Here is a 16,372-nt window from a genome sequence, read left to right as displayed (position 1 = left end):
GCGTCATCGCTGAGCTGTCCTCTCGAACCACTTGCGGGTCCTGACGCCTCAGAGGGTAGGGCAGCTACGCAATCGCCAGTGCTTGATTACGCGGCGTTTCGTCCAGGGGATTCGAGCCGGTGAGCGGGGGGCGGGGTCACGGAATACTTTTCGGGTCCCGAGACTCGCCGGGGACCTTCCATACCCGCCCCCCGTAGCCGCGTGGTCCACGATGGGATCCTCGGTCCGGCTCTCACTGACCGGCATTGTAAAGCGGGCCTACGACAAGAACTGCCGGGTCTGGAGGCCGGCCGGGCGGTCGACGCCGCGGGGCAGCCGGGGCAGCGGGACCGTGTCCCACGGGATGCGGGCCAGCAGCCGGGTCAGGATCAGGCCGAGCAGCAGTCCCGCCACCGAGTCGGTGATCCAGTGGAAGGCCAGCCAGGTCGTCGTGACGAAGACGATGGCCGGCGGCAGCACCCGCAGCGCGAGGTACGCCCGCGGCGGCAGCACCGGCCGCTCCAGCGACCGCAGCAGCGCGTCGAGCAGCACCGCGATGACGCCGTACCAGGCCAGCGCGTTTGCGACGTGCCCGGACGGGTAGCTCATCGCCTCGATCCCCGAGGCGTGGGCGTTGAAGAGCACCAGCCGGTCCGGGCCGTCGAACGCCGGGGCCGCCCGGTCCAGCCAGATCTTCAGCGGACCGATCGTGACGTAGGTCAGCACGAACACCGTGGCGAAGACCAGCAGCGGCCGCACCGAGCGCCGCCGCCAGGCCACCAGCCCGGCCAGCAGCAGCGTGACCGGCATCAGCACCTGGCCGCCCTGGCCGAGGTAGTTGAGCACCCGCAGGAGCACGTAGAGCGGCGTCGGCCGGTGCTCGCCGGCCCAGTCGGCCAGCCGCTCGTCCAGGCTCAGCAGGTGCCCCCGGGCCAGGGCGACGGTCAGCACGACGAAACCGGCCAGCAGGACCAGGTCCAGCAACCAGGGCAGCCGGCCTCGTCTCGTCACTGTCGCCGCCGGAGCCCGCATGGCGCATACGGTACGTCAGAGATACGACCGGATCTTGGCGTTGAGCAGGTCGGCGCGCACCCCGGAATTCGGGCAGCCGCCGAAGTGGTGCAGCGCCACCACCTTGTTGGTCTTGCGGGACAGCACCGGGCTGCCGCTCGAACCACCCTCGGTGTCGCAGTAGTACGAGACGTCCGAGTCCGCGGCGTACCCGTCGAAGGCCGGGTCGGCGACGGCGCAGGTGCCGGCCCGGGCGCCGTTGCGCCCGGCGATGCGGGTCGGCTCGCCGGCCGGGTGCTGCGGCACGTAAAGCTCCTGGCCGCGGGCCGGGCGCGCGGTGTCCAGGCTCAGGTAGCCGAACTTCTGCACCGCGCGGAAGTTCCCCACGGTGAAGAGTGTGAAGTCCAGCACGTGCTCGGTGGCCAGCACCTTGTCACCCCACACCTTCGTCGGCCGGAAGACCTCGAAGCCGCCGCAGGTCGCGCACTGGTAGTTGAACCAGACCTCGGTCTCGTACGCGTTGGCCGAGTCGGCGAAGCAGTGGTTGTTGGTCAGCATCCGGTTCTTGCTGCCGACCCGCCAGCCGGTGCACAGCTCGGTGCCGTTGATCAGCAACCGGGCGATCGCCTTGGACCGGGTGTAGGCCACCGGGTCCGCCGAGCGGTAGCAGACCGCGTCCCGGCTCTCGTCCGGGCCGCAGACCGACTCCTCCCGGCCGGTGCGCCCCGGGGCGGTGAGCTGCTGCTCCGGCATCCGGGCCTGTTCCTGGCGGGAGTAGCCGCGCGCCACCCGGTCCACGTTCACGCCCAGCCGGCCGAGCAGCGAGCCGACCAGGTTGCCGCCACCGCGGTGCATCTCGACCACCGCGGTGTCACCGGTGATCGACATGGCCCACCGGCCGGTGGAGACGCCGTCCAGCAGCCGCGGCGCGTCGTAGCGGTAGGACTCGCGGCCCTTGCCGTCGGACACCGTCACGTAGTCGCCCGGCAGCATCGCCATGCGGCTGAAGTGCACCTTGACGTAGGACGCCCGCGGGTAGTGGAACACCTCACGCTCGGGGGCGCCGTACCCCAGCAGCTTGTCGATCGACAGCAGCTCGCCGACCTTCTGCCGGCCGTCGCCGCCCTGGACCGTGGCGGACTCGGGAGACCTGGCGCCGGTCCCGGTGGGCGAGGCGGGCGCGGAGGCGGTGGCCTGCGGCTTCGCCGTCCCGGCGGCGGCCGTGGCGGCCGGGCTGCTGCTCGGGGCGGCGGCGGTGCCGGTCGCGGCCGCGGGCCGCTCCGCAGCGACCGGGGTACGGGCTGAGCCCACCGCCTCCTGCCAGGAGCCGACCGGGCGACCCTCGTCCGCCGAGTACTTCCAGGCCGCCGCACCGGCAGTGCCGGCCAGTGCCAGGGCCGCACTCGCCCCGACGACGATGCTCACCGCGCGTCGCAAATTCACTCCTGCCCCTCGAGTCACATCGCCGACATACGAAACAATCCGACGATCTCGCTTGTGTGTAACGAGCCACGTGCGGCAGCGACGTGCGCCCCGCAGCGTGCACACTGGGCTCGTGCGCATCACGTCCGCCCTAGTCGACCCGGCGCTGCTGGACCTGCCGTGGAACGTGCCGCTCGAGGAGTGGCCCGCGGCCCACCTGGTCGCGCTGCCGCAGGGCATTTCGCGGCACATCGTCCGGTTCGTCAAGCTCAACGAGACCGTCTACGCCCTCAAGGAGACCCGGGAACGGATCGCCGAGAAGGAGTACGACCTGCTCCGGGCCCTGGAGCGGATCGACTTCCCGGCGGTGGAGGCGGTGGCCATCGTCAACGACCGTCAGGACGACGACGGTCAGCCGCTGGAGTCCGTACTGATCACCCGGCACCTGCAGTTCTCGCTGCCGTACCGGGCGCTCTTCTCCCACACCCTGCGTCCCGAGACGATGAACAGGCTGCTCGACGCGCTCGCCGCACTGATCGTGCGGATGCATCTCACCGGCTTCTCGTGGGGTGACTGCTCGCTGTCCAACACGCTGTTCCGGCGCGACGCGGGCGCCTTCGCGGCCTATCTGGTCGACGCCGAGACCGGCAACCTCTACCCGAAGCTCTCCGAGGGCCAGCGCAGCGAGGACATCGAGATCCTGCGGCTCAACATCTTCGGCGAGTGCCTGGACCTGCAGGCCGCCGAGCTGCTGCACGAGGCGATCGACCCGGAGGCCGTGGTCGACGACATCGTGGCCCGCTACGAGCGGCTGTGGCACGAGGTCACCTACGAGCAGGAGGTGCGCCGCGACGCCCGGCACGACATCGAGGGCCGCATCCGCCGGCTCAACGAGCTGGGCTTCGACGTCGCCGAGGTGGACATGTCCACGGTGGACGGCGGCTACCGGGTCCGGCCCAAGGTGGTGGACGCGGGTTACCACACCCGCCGGCTGCTGCGCCTGACCGGCCTCGACGCCGAGGAGAACCAGGCCCGGCAGCTGCTCAACGACCTGGACGCGTACCGGGCGGAGTCGGACCTGGTCGACGAGCAGCAGGCCGCACACCGCTGGCTGACCGAGGTCTTCGAGCCGGTGGTCCGGGCGGTGCCGGCCAACCTGCGCCGCAAGCTGGAGCCGCAGGAGATCTTCTCGCAGATCATCCAGCACAAGTGGCTGCTGTCCGAGCGGGCCGGCCGCGACGTGGGCATGGGCCCGGCCGTGCAGTCGTACCTGACCGACGTGCTGGCCCACAAGCCGGACGAGCAGGCGGTGCTGGGCGTCGAGGTGAGCGCCCTGACCGACGGCGAGCAGGCCGACGACGTGGACGCGGCGATCACGCGCTGAGCCCGGCCGGGGCACAGACCCCGGGTCAGGGGGCCTCGTCGGGCGGCGCCGGCTCGGCCGGCGGTGTGGCCTGCTCGACCAGCGCACGCAGGCCGGCGCGGCGGGCCACGATCATCACCCGGTCGCCGACCGCCAGCAGGCGCCGCGGATCCGGGGCCCAGTCCACCCACTCGGAGCCCGCCGCCGACAGCCCGATCACCCGCACGCTCAGCGGCCGGTCGGCCTGGCCCAGCGTCGCCCCGTCCAGCGGGGACCCGGCATAGACCTGCACGCCGGCCACCAGCAGCGCGTGCCGGTCGACCGGGATCGTGGCGAGCACGTCGCGGTCCAGCATGGCCGCCGCGAACGCGGGCGCGGCCAGCCGGGACACGCTGCGGGAGATGTCGATGTTGAAGGCGGTCTGCACCCGCCGGGCGAAGTCGTCGTCGAAGAGCCGCAGCACCACCCGCAGGTCGGGGCGCACCGCCCGCGCATTCAGCGCCGCCTGCAGGTTGGTGACGTCGTCGGTGGAGACGACCACGAGCGCCTTGCTGGTGGCGATGGAGGCCGCCCGCAGCGTCTCCTCCCGCCCCGCGTCGCCGACGATGAACGGCACACCCAGCTGCTCGGCGGCCTTGGCACCCCGGGCGTCGGCCTTGCGGTCGATCGCGACCACCTGTACGCCCAGGTCGACGAGCTGGCGCAGCACCCGGGTGCCCACGTTGCCGAGCCCGACCACCACGATGTGGTCCTCGTGCCGCGCCGCGGCCCGGCCGCTGGAGAGGGCCAGCCGGGCGTTCACCATGCCCTCGACCACCGCCGCCGTGATCAGCGGCAGCAGCGCCAGCCCGGCGATGGTCAGCACCAGCTGCGCGGCCTGTGCTACCCCGTTGCGTTCCAACTCCACATCGGACGAACCGACCACCGTCAGCAGCGTCACGTAGATGGACTTCCAGAAGCCGTTCACGTTGTCCTCCGCCTGCACCAGCACCGCGCCCGACACGGCGGTGATGACCAGGGTGGCCAGCACGGCGATGCCGAGCTTGCGGCTCAGCGCGGCCCGTAGCGCGCGGCCCATCACGCGCAGCGGGCGGCGGCGCCGGCGGGCCCGGACCAGGCGCTGGGCGGCGACCGTCTGGCCGGCGGGGCGCCCGGTCGCCTCGGCCAGCACCAGGTCGGTGGGGCGCTGGGTCTCCGGGGCCGGATCGGCCGGCAGCACGTCGACCCGGCCGGCGCCGTCCGCCGCGGTCAGCGCGCAGACCACGTGCTCGGCCCGGACGTCGGCGCGGCGGGCCACGTACAGCGTGCGGCCGGCCAGGCGGACGTGGGTCGGTGCGACCTCGCCGAGGGAGGCGGCCACGAACGCGGGGGCGGCCATCGCGGCGTCGGAGAGCACCGCGCAGTCGGCGAACAGGCGGCGGACGCCGTACCCCAGGCCGGTGTTGAACATCCGGATCACCAGCCGCAGGTCCGGCTCGACGGCCTGGGCGCAGAGCGCCGCGTGCAGGTTGACCACGTCGTCGGGCATCACCAGGGCGAGCGCCGCCGCGCCGGCCAGCCCGGCCGAGCGGAACGTGCGCTCGTCGAGGCGGTCGGCCCGGATCACCCGGACGCCCCGCAGGGTGGCCAGGTCCGGCACGTCCGCCCGCAGTTCGGCCGGGACGATCACGGTGAGCCGGATCCGGTGCCCGGCGTTGGCCAGCTCCTCGGCGACCGTGTAGACCAGCGCGTCGGCTCCGCAGACCACGAAGTGCGGGCGGGTGTCGGCGTTGCGCCGCAGCCGCGAGACGAGGGAGCGGCCGGGCGGCTCGCGGGCTGGTTCGACGGCCATGGCGGCATCGTAGCCAGTGGATCATCGCTGCTCGACCCGTTGCGCCCCGAACCCTCCATGCAGGCCACTCGTTGGCCTATCCGAGGCTTTTCGTCGGATTTGATGCTGGAGGATATCGATGCGCAAGTGGTTCTACGCCGGGGCGGTGGTCGGCGGTTTCCTGCTGCTCGGCGCGGCACCCGCGCAGGCTGATGTGGTTCCGGCGCCGGCCGGTGGGCTGCTCGGCTCGCTGAGCGGCAGCGCCGGCCAGGGACTCGGCGCCGCCCAGGGGCTGGGTCTCGACCCGGCCGGCGGGCTGAACCTGGCGAGCCCGCTGGGCGGCTCACCGCTCATGGGTGTCAAGCCGGGACAGAACTCCGCGGATCTCACCGGACCGGCGGCGGGCGGACCGGCGCAGGGTGCGGCCCGTACCCGTACCCGCGAGGCGGACGACCCCGCCGGCCGCCGGCCGGCCCGCGGATCGGCCCCGGCGGACCTGCCCGTGATCGGCGGGCGGGGCAGCGGACTGACCGGCGGATCCGCCCGCGGCAATGTGGACGGTGACCGGACCACCGTCGCGGACGGGCAGTCGCGCGGCGGCCCGCGCACCGGCGCCCTCGGCAACCTGATCCCGGCCAACCTGCTGGGCGGCGGCCTGCTCGGTGGCGGGCTCACCCCGGACGGCCGGACGGCACCGGCCGGGCAGCCCCGCGAGTCGGCGTTGTTCGACGGTGGCGTACCGCTGCTCGGTGGCCTCGGCGGGCTGCTCCCGGCGAACGAGGCACCGCGCACGCTGCCCGCGACCGGCGACGACGCGCCCACCGGCATGCCCGCCGGTGGCACGGATGTCGACCCGGCCGTGGTGGACCCAGCCCTGGTCGACCCGGCTCCGGCGGCCCCGGCCGACGGCCGGCCCGGCCAGGACGGCAAGGCGGGCAAGGACGGCAGTGGCGATCAGGCGGCCGGTCCGGCGGCGGACCAGCCGGTCGACGATCCCCGCCTGCACGAGGAGCCGGTCGACGACGAGGCCGGTGGCAAGAAGCGGACCTTCTCGGACGGTGGCCGGCCGGTCGCCGGCGAGGACGAGGACTTCCGGTAGACCGCCTCTGGCCGTGCACCTGCGCCCGATCACTGCCCGAGCCGGAAAACGCACGAGCCCGCCCCCGGTCAGCGCCGGGGACGGGCTCGTGGCGTGGTGGTTAGTTGACGGCGCCGATCGAGACGGTGCCGCGGCCGACGACCGCGCCCTCGTCCGTGATCAGCGTCATCTCACCGAACAGGCTACGGCCCGCGGCCGGGGCCGACGTGGCGGTCACCGAGCCGGTGACCGTGGCCGTGGCACCGTTCGCGAGGTTCAGCACCGTGGCCGGCACCGTCATCGCGCCCAGCGCCGGGCTCAGGAACACGTCCTGGTAGTCGTACTGCGTGCTGCCCGAGGGCACCGCGTAGCCGTCCACCACGACCGTGTACGTGCCGGCCGCCGGGTTCGGGATCGACACCGACTCCTCCGAGTCGCCGTCGGCCGCCTGCGCGACCTGCTCGCCGTTGAGCAGGACCGTCAGGTCCAGGTCGGCCGCCGCGTCGCTGACGTTGCCGATCGCCACGTCGAGGCGCTGCGCACCGGCGGGCACGTCGACCGTGTACTCCTGGCTGGCCCCGTCCTCGATCGTCGGCCGCTGCGAGATCGCGCTACCGAGCGGGCCGCCGGTGGCGGTCAGCCGCAGCGGGCCGAAGTTGTTCTTGACCGTCCAGCTGACCGGCGTGGCCGCACCGGCCGTGACGCTGGGCAGCTCGACCCTCGCCGGCTCCACCGTGACGCCCTGCACCTTGGCGGTCAGCTCGTACGGGTTACGCAGCGACGGCGACGTCCGGCGGGACTCGACCTCGAGCTCCCACACGCCCGGCATCGGGTTCTCGTACGCCCGCTCCTGCGGCTTGCAGGCGGCGGCGTCGGAGAAGTTGGTGTAACACGCCGTGCTGGCCGTGCTCTCGACCGGAACGCCCCACGGGTTGATGGCGATCCAGCGCGTCTGCGAGCCGGTCGCGATCCCGGACAGGTTGACCTGCAGTGCGCTCGCACCCTCCGGCACAGTGATGAAGTACGAGTTCGAGGAGTTGCGCTCGACCGAACCCTCGACGGTCATGTCGTACGCCGGCTTCTTCGGCACCACGCCGGTGACCACCGTGTTGAGCACCTCGAAGTCGGTGACCGAGGTCTTCGGGTCGTCCACCTTCAGAATGGCGCTGTTCAGGCCCTCCGCCGGCGTCGCCTGCACGGAGATGTTGACGGTCTTGTTCAGCGGCAGCGAGACCGACGACTGCGAACGGAACGCCCGCTTGTCGCCGACCCAGGAGAGCCGGTGCGTGACCGAGCCCTTCGGGCCCGACGTACGGGTGACCTTGACGGTGTAGGTCTTGGACTGACCCGCCTTGAGGCCACCGGAGCCGCTCGCGCAGCGGTTGTAGATGCCCGTGCCCTGGTTCGGGGTGGCGAAGCCGGCCGAGAGCGGCGTGCAGACCGGCGCGGACGAGGTGTACTTGCGCGCCTCGACCGTACGGGCCAGCAGCGACCAGGTGGCCGGAACGTCCATGAGGCCGTTGCCCTGACCGGCGACCGACACGTTCGCGATCGGGTCGGCGGCCGTGTAGAGCGCCCGGCGCAACTGGGCCGGGGTGACGTCCAGGTCGTTCGCCTTGGCCGCCGACAGCAGCAGCGCGGCGCCACCGGCGGCCTGCGGGGAGGCCATCGAGGTGCCGTTGAACATCGCGTACCCGGTCGGCAGGGTGTAGCCGGCCTCCGGGATGCCCGGCTGGTCCAGCCAGGTGTTGACGGTGGAGACGGCCGAGCCCGGCGCGGTCAGGTTGGGCTTGAAGCCGCCGTCCTCGCGGGGGCCGCGCGAGGAGAAGTTGAACAGCGCGTTCTCCTTCTTCACCACGGAGCCGTAGTTGGCCAGCCAGGTGTCCTTGCTGATGCTGGCGGCCACGCTGACGACGTCGGTGGCCACCGACGGGTCGCCGATCGTGTTCACACCCGGGCCGGAGTTGCCGGCCGAGATGAACAGCTGCACGCCGTAGTCCTTGATCAGCTTGTCGTACAGCTGGGCGCGGGCGTTGTTGCCGTCGTTGAGGGCGGGCAGGCCGCCGATCGACATGTTGACGACGTCGACGCGCCGGTTGACGACCAGGTCGACCATGCCGGTGGTCAGCGCGGCCGCGGTGCAGCCGCCGCCCCAGGAACAGGCCCGCGCGGAGACGATCTTGGCGCCGGGCGCCTGTCCGTCCAGGTTGGTGTTGCCGAGCATGTCGTTGGCGGCGGTGATGCCGGCGACGTGCGAACCGTGCGCGTCCTCCGGGATGCCGATGTTGACGTAGTCGACCGTGCCGAGTCCGAGCACGGACGCGTCGACGTCCTCGCGGTACTCGACCACGAAGGGCATGCGCTCGGCGAGCGCGGTGGCCGGGTTGTCGGTGCCGAAGTAGCCGACGTCGTACTTCTCCCGGTACGGCCGCATCACGGCGTCGTCGGTGAAGTTGCGGTTCTGGTTCGTGTCCACCCGGATGTCGTGGGTGACCGCGTTGTAGAGGATGCCGAACACGTCGGTGGTGTCACCGTCGCGGTTGACGTCACCGCCCGGCTCGCTGGCCGCGGTGATGGCCTCGGTGAAGCGGTTGACCTTCCAGGTGCCCGCGGGCGCCGTCCAGGTCGCGCCGAGGTACGTGAACGACGGGCCGGCCACCTCGGTGGCCATCGCGCGCCAGGTCGCGTCGCCCTCGGTCACCGGGTCGGTCGCGGTCACCCAGTCGACGATCTTGCGCTCGCCCGTGGTGGTCTTCTGCAGCGCCGGGTGCTCCAGCTCCACACCGGAGTCCATGATGCCGATCGTGACGCCGCGGCCGTCCCAGGTCGGGTGCTTCTTCTTGAACGCGACCGAACCGATCTCGCCCGTCGGCATGTACGGGTTCGCGGCCGGCGTGGTGGCGCCCGGGCCGGGAAGGGGCGCGGCCTGCGCGGCACCCTTGGCGGCACCGCGGCTGCCCGCCTCCGGGTCCGGGAGCTTGATGACCTCGTCGAGGTCCACGGCGGAGATGCCGGGCAGCTTCGCGGCCCTGACCACCTTGGCGGTCGGGACCGAGGCCAGCACGTAACCGACCTTGTCGTAGCGCTGGGCGACCGTACCGCCGAGCTTCTTGACCTCGGCCGCGACGTCGGACGCCTCGCCGGCCTCGGTCGAGATGATGAGGGTGACGTTACGGGCGCCGTTGCTCTCGGCCTTGGCCAGCAGCTCGGCGTCGTGCGAGTCCAGCTCGTCGGTCGGGCCGTCCTTGGGGGTGGCCGGGTCCGCGACCGGGGCGGGAGCGGGTGCCCGCAGGGGTGCGGCATTCGCAGGTGCGGGGCCGCTCAGCGCGGCGGCGCCGACGACCACGCCCGAGGCGAGCAGCGCGGTGAGTGTGCGCCGGCCCCGAGAAGATTGTTGTCTCACGTACGGGTCCTCCGAGGAGATGGGCGCCCGGGGGTACGAGCACCTCTCCGCGGATCGTGGAGTTCACACGCTTCGATGTCACTACGCGAGGACGCATCGTGACGAGGACGTGACATTCAAGATTGTGCATGAGAGGAAAGCGGCCGGCGGAAGAACTGTCGCGCGAAACCCGTTGTGCCGTAAGACATCCCGCTTCGAACCAGGACTTCAAGGGCGGAAGACTTTCTGATGCAGACATTCCTTCCCTACCCGGACTTCCTCGCCAGCGCCCGCGCACTGGACCGGAAGAGGCTGGGCAAACAACGGGTGGAGACCGTACAGGTGCTGCGCGGCCTGACGCTGCCGACGTACGGCTGGCGCCACCACCCGGCGGTGAAGATGTGGATCGGCTACGAGGAGGCCCTCGTCCGGTACGGCCTGGACATGTGCGAGGTCTGGATCTCCACCGGCCGCGCCGACACGACGGCCGCGACGATGCGAGCGGACGTCGCCGCGGCCCGGGGCATCACCGTGATCCGTACCCAGCCGGAGCTGGCGGCGGCCGGCGAGCTGCCACCGTGGCTCGGTGACGAAGCGCTGCACCTGAGCCACCGCTCCGCACTGTTCCGCAAGGACCCGGAGTTCTACCGGCCGCTGTTCGGCGAGGTCCCGGACGACCTGCCGTACGTCTGGCCCCCCTCGGACAGGGCGAGGAACTCGTCGACGGACCACTGATCGTGGACATGGCGGCCGTACTTGCGGCGATGATCGTGCCGTCGGGCGCGATCAGGAAACCCGCCGGCAGGCCCGTGCGGCCGCCCTCCGGATTGACCGCTCGCCGCGGCCGCCCTGACCGTCATCGACCGGGCCGGCCTCGCCGGCCTCACCATGCGCGCGGTCGCCGCGGAGCTGGGCCTGACCACGATGGCCGCCTACCGCTACGTCGCCGACCGCGACGAGCTCGAGGCGCTGATCGTCGAAGAGGTGCTCCGCCCACTGGACACCACGCCGCCGGGTCCGAGACGGTCGTCGGCATCCTGCACACGGCCGGCTTTACCGGCACCCACCGGGTGATCGCGCTGCGCGCTCTGCTCAGTTACGTCATCGGCGCGCTGCAACTCGAACACCTCGGCCCGCCCGCCGGGCCGGGCACCGCGGCGACCGCCGCCTCGCCCGATTCCCCCGGCTCGCCGAGACCGGCCGGCAGGCCGGCACCGTCGGCCCCGACGACGAGTTCGCCGGCGGCCCGACCATCGTGCTACGCGGGCTGGTGCCCTGACCCGGTCCGGTCCGGCACCCCGTCTCCCGCGGTGAGATCCCAGTTCAGCAGCACGAACGGCGTCTGCTCGGTGGCGCCCGCCCGGCGGTAGGTGGCCTGCGCGGCCTCGTTGTCGACCTCGGTGGCCACCCACATGCCGTAACAGCCGCGCTCGCGGGCCAGCTCGGCCAGCGCCCGGACCAGCGCCGTGCCGACGCCCAGCAGCCGGGCGTCGGGCAGGACGCCCAGCTCGTACACGAACATTTCGGTGCCTTTGTCCGGATGGGTGGTCTCCACCCCGGAGATCATGCCGACCGGGCGGTCGCCGAGATAGGCGAAGAGCAGATGGTGGTCCGGCTGAGCGAGGAACTTCTCCGTCGCGGCCGCCAGCGGCGGCCCGTCGAAAAGAGCTGCCGCGAGGTGTACGGCCGCGACGTCCCCGACCCGCTCGATGCGCATGGCGCCACCCTAGGAGCCCCCGGTCGGAATCGAACCGACGACATCCTGTTTACAAGACAGGTGCTCTGGCCAACTGAGCTACAGGGGCGCGGGGAACAGCATACCGGTTGCCCGTCTGACAGGCCGAAACGCCCTTTAGCGGGCACCCGCCTTGGCAGTTGCGGGAAAAAGACCTACGGTGACCAGCGTGTGGTTCACCACACTGTTCCTCCACTCGGATCGTCCGGCACGTTCCTGCCGGTGGAAAAGGAGTCGATTCACCATGGCTACGGTCACGTACGACAAGGCGTCCCGGGTCTATCCCGGACAGGAGCGCCCCGCGGTCAACGAGCTCAGCCTCGAGATCGGCGACGGCGAGTTCCTGGTTCTGGTCGGCCCCTCCGGCTGCGGTAAGTCCACCAGCCTGCGGATGCTCGCCGGCCTCGAGGATGTCGACCGCGGTCGCATCCTGATCGAGGGCAAGGACGTCACGAACCTTCCCCCGAAGTCGCGTGACATCGCGATGGTGTTCCAGAACTACGCCCTGTACCCGCACATGTCGGTGTACGAGAACATGGCGTTCGCCCTGAAGCTGCGCAAGACCCCGAAGTCGGAGATCGACCGCCGGGTCAAGGAAGCCGCCCAGCTGCTGCAGCTGGACGAGTACCTCAGCCGCAAGCCGAAGGCGCTCTCCGGTGGTCAGCGCCAGCGTGTCGCCATGGGCCGGGCCATCGTGCGTGAGCCGCAGGTCTTCCTCATGGACGAGCCGCTGTCGAACCTCGACGCCAAGCTGCGCGTGCAGACCCGCTCGCAGATCGCCACCCTGCAGGCCAAGCTCGGCATCACCACCGTCTACGTGACCCACGACCAGGTCGAGGCCATGACGATGGGCCACCGGGTGGCGGTCATGCTCGACGGCGTGCTGCAGCAGTGCGACACCCCGCGGGCGCTCTACGACAAGCCCGGCAACGTCTTCGTCGCCGGCTTCATCGGCTCCCCGGCCATGAACATCAAGACCGTCGGGCTGACCGAGGGTGGCGCCAGCTTCGCCGAGCTGGCCGTGCCGCTGACCCGCGAGCAGGTCGCGGCGGCGCAGGGCAACGGCAAGGTGACCATCGGCTTCCGCCCCGAGGCGACCGACCTGGTCGCCCCGACGGCGGGTGGCCTGCCGATCGTCGTCGACCTGGTCGAGGACCTCGGCTCGGACGCCAACGTCTACGGCCACGCTGCCCTGGAGGGCAGCTCGGAGCGGTTCGTGGTCCGCACCGACCGGCGCAACATGCCGACCATGGGCGAGACCGTGTTCATCAAGCCGCAGACCGAGAGCGTGCACGTCTTCAACGCCACCACGGGCGAGCGCATCTGAAGCAGGTAGTCAGCGAACGGGCGGTCCCCTCGGGGGCCGCCCGTTCGGCTATCCGGCGAACCGCTGGATGACGAAGTCCTCGGCGGCGACGCAGGCCAGGTGGCTGGTGTCCCAGGCGCAGGTCGAGGAGCGTACGTCGGCCAGCGATCCGAGCGGCACAGCTTTGTCGCCGACGTGCTCCCCGGCCAGCGCGGGATCGTCCGCGGAGGTCGACAGGGCCTTGGAGAACTGCAGGACGTTGCCGGCGTCCAGCCGGGCCGCGACCCCGGCCCGGGTCCAGGCGATCTCGCCGTCGGCGGTCACCAGGCTGACCTGCGCCGGCGACGTGCTCTGCGGGACGAGCACCGCTTCTCCCACCGCGACCAGGTCGTCGGCGTCCGCCACGGCCCGCCGCCACACGACGCCGCCCTCGGCCGCGTCGATGGCCACCACCTGCGCGGTATTGGCGTCCGAGCTGGTGGTCTCGATGAGGCAGATCCGGTCCGGGCCGCACGGGGTCAGGTGCTCTAGCCGGGAGTTGGTGCTGGGCGGGGTGTAGAGCACCTTCGGCTCCAGCTTCTTCAGGTCGTAGGCGAAGAGCCGGTGCGCGTTGGTGGACTCGGCCACGACCAGCCGGCCGTCGTGCGCGATGATCTTGTCGTCGGTCTGCGCCACGCTCTGTCGCGGCCCGGCCACCACATCACCGCTGTCGGCGTCTCTGACCTGGGCCGAGTCGTCGGCGCCGATCTGCACGATCCGCTTGTCGTCGTCGAACGGCTCGGCGAACGCGACACCGTCACTCGTGGCCGGACCGGCGAAGTCATCCTCGGTCGTGACGGGGACGACCTGGGTGGCGGTCTGCCCGTACTCGCTCTTGGGGTTCCGCTTCTCCCAGAGGCCCCGGCCGGTGCGCACATCGAGACCGACCAGCCGGCCCTCCCGCCGATCGATCAGCACAGCCCGGTCGCCGGCGAACAACACGTCGTCGTACGCGTCGATGGAGCGGTCCCACAGCTTCTTGCCGTCGCCCGCGCCGAGCAGCACGATCCGCCGTTGGCTGGTGAGCGAGTCGGCGGCGGTGATGGCGACAACCGCGTCCGGAACCGTGAAGAAGAACTCCCAGCGGCCCGCGATCCCGGCCGCCGTACTGGTCCAGGCCACCTTGCCGGTATCGGCGGCCGCGGCCACGACCCCGAGCGTGTCGGTGTCGTCGACGCTGGCGAAATAGGCCCGGCCGTCGCGCAGCGCGGCGGCACTGAAGGAAGAGGTGACCGGAACGGCGGGCTTGATCCGGCGCAGATCGGCGAGCGGCTCGTAGTTCAGCGCCGGATACCCCGGCCAGAGCAGCACAACCAGGGCCGCGGCGGCCCCGAGCACAACGGCCGTCACGGCCGCGACGATCCAGACGAACTTCCGCTTGTACGCGGGCAGCCCGGCTCGCTCCCCCGGCTCGGGATGCGTGGACGCCAGCCACGACTCGGCACCCGGCGATGGCGCAGCACCCGAGACCGGGGCACCGGAAACCGGATGCAGCACGGGCCCGCCGCCGACGTTGCCGAAGGCAGCAGCCTCACCGGTCGCCCAGGGATCAACGGGCTCGGCGTACTGCGGCTCCGCGCCCGGCACCCCGCCGGCAGCCGCCGAGGTGGGCGGCTTCGAGGGTGGCGGCGCGACGGCTGCGCCCGGCTGCGGATTCTGCGGCGGCGCGGCAGACGGCGCTGGGTGCTGCGGCGGCGCGGCAGACGGCGCTGGGTGCTGTGGCGGCGCGGCAGACGGCGCTGGGTGCTGTGGCGGCGCGGCAGACGGCGCTGGGTGCTGTGACGGCGTGGCCTCGGCAGCATCCGCCTCCGTGGAGATCGCCCCGGCGGATGTGAGTTCCATGGCTTCCGTGCCGAGCAGCCTCGGTGCATCCCCGTCGGCAGTCGGAGCGGGATGGGTCATGGTGTCTGTGATCGGCGGCACCGCCGCCGCACGGATCGGCGCCGCCGGCGTAGCGGCGTCGTCCGGCGCTCCGGCACCCACCGACCCGGCCGAAACGGCCGAACCCGCCACGCCGCCCGGCGCCGCCGCACCCACCGGGTCGCCTTGGACCGTTGCGTCGTCCCGCGCGGGGGCCGCCGCGTCGCCGGTCGCCGAGGCCACCACGATGATCGCGCCCTCCGCCACCGGCAGCTCGGGCTGCTCCAGCACCGTCGGCGCGATACCCAGCTCCCCGTGCAACAACCGGGCCACCAGCGGCACCCGCGAAGACCCGCCGACCAGGAACAACCCGGCCAGCTCGGTCGGCGGCACCCCCGCCGCCCGGATCACGCTGCCCGCCTCGGCCACCCCGCGGTGCAGCAACGGCCCCACCGCGGCCTCGAACTCGTCCCGGGTCAGGTGGGCTGCGTGCTCCACCCCCGGCACCGGGACCGGTGCGAGCGCCGTACGCGAAAGCATCTCCTTGGCCCCGCGGACGTCCTCCCAGAACTGCCGCCGCGCCCGCCACTGGGCCAGCGTCACCGGCTCGGTCAGCGCTGTCCACGCGGCCGGCTCGTTCCTGCGCATTTCGGCGCCGAGGTGCTCGACCAGCGCCGCGTCCAGGTCGAGCCCGCCCAGGTCGTCGATACCACCCGACGCGGCCACCGCGAACCGGGGCAGCCCGTCCGGGGTGACGCCCTCGTTGCGGACCACCGCGATGTCCAGCGTGCCGCCGCCGAAGTCGAAGACCGCCAGCGCCGACCCGACCGGCACCGGGCGGTGCAGCACGTCCGCGAAGTAGCGGGCCGCCGCGACCGGTTCGGGCAGCAATTGCGTGGCCGGGGGCCAGCCGGCTCGGGCCAGCGCGGTCGTCAGGACCTCGCGGCGCCGGGCACCCCAGGCCGCCGGATAGGTCAGCACGGCCGGCGGCAGGAAGCCGGCGGTCGCGACGGCCTCCCGGGCCACCGCGCCGAGCAGCGCCGCGAGCAGGTCGACCGTCGGGACCTCGGTCGCGCCGAGCAGCACGGTCTCGGCGTCGACGTGCCGTTTCGGGTTCGGCTCCAGCCGGCCCGGCTCGGCCTGACCGAGCCGGACCGCGTCCCGGCCGACGTGCAGCCGGCCGGTCGTGTCCAGATAGACCGCGGACGGCAGCAGGGGCTGGCCGTCGAAGAGCAACGGCCGGGTACGCCCGTCCGGCCGGCGCAGCATTGCCACCGTGTGCGAAGTGCCGAGGTCAACGCCCAGCAACCAGCCGCCGCCCGCCAAGCCGTCGGTCATGCCTGCTCCTCCGGGCCACGGTCCATTCGGCCCGTCACGTTACAGGCAG

11 protein-coding genes and 1 tRNA gene are annotated in these 16,372 nt (G+C 72.1%); 5 read left to right on the top strand and 7 right to left on the bottom strand.

Features of this window, described 5'->3' with window-relative positions; translation table 11 throughout:
• Positions 1-258: 258 nt before the first annotated feature.
• Both Aau02nite_RS28190 and Aau02nite_RS47495 read right to left on the bottom strand, forming a co-directional pair.
• The gene (locus tag Aau02nite_RS28190) at positions 259-1,011 is read right to left on the bottom strand and encodes a phosphatase PAP2 family protein (protein ID WP_212991617.1); all 753 of its coding nucleotides are present in this window, start codon (positions 1,009-1,011) and stop codon (positions 259-261) included.
• 15 nt (positions 1,012-1,026) lie between these two features.
• Positions 1,027-2,433 carry a trypsin-like serine peptidase gene (locus tag Aau02nite_RS47495; protein WP_281421046.1) on the bottom strand — a complete coding sequence of 469 codons (1,407 nt, stop codon included), beginning with the start codon at positions 2,431-2,433 and terminating at the stop codon, positions 1,027-1,029.
• Between the two features lie 112 nt (positions 2,434-2,545).
• On the opposite strand from Aau02nite_RS47495, the gene Aau02nite_RS28180 reads away from it, so the two are divergent.
• Complete coding sequence (locus tag Aau02nite_RS28180; protein ID WP_212991615.1) at positions 2,546-3,796, top strand: DUF4032 domain-containing protein; 1,251 nt, start codon at positions 2,546-2,548, stop codon at positions 3,794-3,796.
• A 25-nt stretch (positions 3,797-3,821) separates the two neighbouring features.
• Here Aau02nite_RS28180 and Aau02nite_RS28175 read toward each other — a convergent pair whose 3' ends face one another.
• On the bottom strand, positions 3,822-5,606 hold the full coding sequence (locus tag Aau02nite_RS28175) for a potassium channel family protein (protein ID WP_212991614.1): 1,785 nt from the start codon (positions 5,604-5,606) through the stop codon (positions 3,822-3,824).
• 118 nt (positions 5,607-5,724) lie between these two features.
• Between Aau02nite_RS28175 and Aau02nite_RS28170 the strand changes: the two genes are divergently transcribed.
• Positions 5,725-6,684 (top strand): hypothetical protein, encoded by a 960-nt coding sequence (locus Aau02nite_RS28170; RefSeq protein ID WP_212991613.1) that lies wholly within the window; start codon positions 5,725-5,727, stop codon positions 6,682-6,684.
• A gap of 100 nt (positions 6,685-6,784) precedes the next feature.
• Here Aau02nite_RS28170 and Aau02nite_RS28165 read toward each other — a convergent pair whose 3' ends face one another.
• Complete coding sequence (locus tag Aau02nite_RS28165; protein WP_212991612.1) at positions 6,785-10,066, bottom strand: S8 family serine peptidase; 3,282 nt, start codon at positions 10,064-10,066, stop codon at positions 6,785-6,787.
• 228 nt (positions 10,067-10,294) lie between these two features.
• Between Aau02nite_RS28165 and Aau02nite_RS28160 the strand changes: the two genes are divergently transcribed.
• A complete protein-coding gene (locus tag Aau02nite_RS28160) occupies positions 10,295-10,780 on the top strand; it encodes an MSMEG_6728 family protein (RefSeq protein ID WP_212991611.1) in 486 nt (161 codons plus the stop codon).
• 153 nt (positions 10,781-10,933) lie between these two features.
• Positions 10,934-11,119 (top strand): hypothetical protein, encoded by a 186-nt coding sequence (locus Aau02nite_RS46735; RefSeq protein ID WP_246595500.1) that lies wholly within the window; start codon positions 10,934-10,936, stop codon positions 11,117-11,119.
• Positions 11,120-11,303: 184 nt separating this feature from the next.
• Here the strand turns inward: Aau02nite_RS46735 and Aau02nite_RS28150 are convergent, their stop codons facing one another.
• Both Aau02nite_RS28150 and Aau02nite_RS28145 read right to left on the bottom strand, forming a co-directional pair.
• The gene (locus tag Aau02nite_RS28150) at positions 11,304-11,762 is read right to left on the bottom strand and encodes a GNAT family N-acetyltransferase (RefSeq protein ID WP_212991610.1); all 459 of its coding nucleotides are present in this window, start codon (positions 11,760-11,762) and stop codon (positions 11,304-11,306) included.
• Between the two features lie 14 nt (positions 11,763-11,776).
• Positions 11,777-11,850 (bottom strand) — tRNA-Thr (locus Aau02nite_RS28145).
• Between the two features lie 174 nt (positions 11,851-12,024).
• Here Aau02nite_RS28145 and Aau02nite_RS28140 point away from each other — a divergent pair.
• Complete coding sequence (locus Aau02nite_RS28140) at positions 12,025-13,107, top strand: ABC transporter ATP-binding protein (protein ID WP_212991609.1); 1,083 nt, start codon at positions 12,025-12,027, stop codon at positions 13,105-13,107.
• Positions 13,108-13,155: 48 nt separating this feature from the next.
• Here the strand turns inward: Aau02nite_RS28140 and Aau02nite_RS28135 are convergent, their stop codons facing one another.
• The gene (locus Aau02nite_RS28135; protein WP_212991608.1) at positions 13,156-16,323 is read right to left on the bottom strand and encodes an Hsp70 family protein; all 3,168 of its coding nucleotides are present in this window, start codon (positions 16,321-16,323) and stop codon (positions 13,156-13,158) included.
• Between the last annotated feature and the right edge of the window lie 49 nt (positions 16,324-16,372).

The organism is Actinoplanes auranticolor, from assembly GCF_018332655.1.
Taxonomy (GTDB): Bacteria; Actinomycetota; Actinomycetes; order Mycobacteriales; family Micromonosporaceae; genus Actinoplanes; species Actinoplanes auranticolor.
The sequence above is the reverse complement of the archived record's forward strand: the minus strand, read 5'-3'. Positions and strand labels throughout refer to the sequence as shown.

Bases quoted from the DNA above. Each gene is read 5' to 3' on its own strand.
- Aau02nite_RS28160 (WP_212991611.1), top strand. From the start codon at position 10,295: ATGCAGACATTCCTTCCCTACCCGGACTTCCTCGCCAGCGCCCGCGCA.
- Aau02nite_RS46735 (WP_246595500.1), top strand. From the start codon at position 10,934: ATGCGCGCGGTCGCCGCGGAGCTGGGCCTGACCACGATGGCCGCCTAC.
- Aau02nite_RS28190 (WP_212991617.1), bottom strand. From the start codon at position 1,011: ATGCGGGCTCCGGCGGCGACAGTGACGAGACGAGGCCGGCTGCCCTGG.
- Aau02nite_RS28170 (WP_212991613.1), top strand. From the start codon at position 5,725: ATGCGCAAGTGGTTCTACGCCGGGGCGGTGGTCGGCGGTTTCCTGCTG.
- Aau02nite_RS28135 (WP_212991608.1), bottom strand. From the start codon at position 16,323: ATGACCGACGGCTTGGCGGGCGGCGGCTGGTTGCTGGGCGTTGACCTC.
- Aau02nite_RS28140 (WP_212991609.1), top strand. From the start codon at position 12,025: ATGGCTACGGTCACGTACGACAAGGCGTCCCGGGTCTATCCCGGACAG.
- Aau02nite_RS28175 (WP_212991614.1), bottom strand. From the start codon at position 5,606: ATGGCCGTCGAACCAGCCCGCGAGCCGCCCGGCCGCTCCCTCGTCTCG.
- Aau02nite_RS28150 (WP_212991610.1), bottom strand. From the start codon at position 11,762: ATGCGCATCGAGCGGGTCGGGGACGTCGCGGCCGTACACCTCGCGGCA.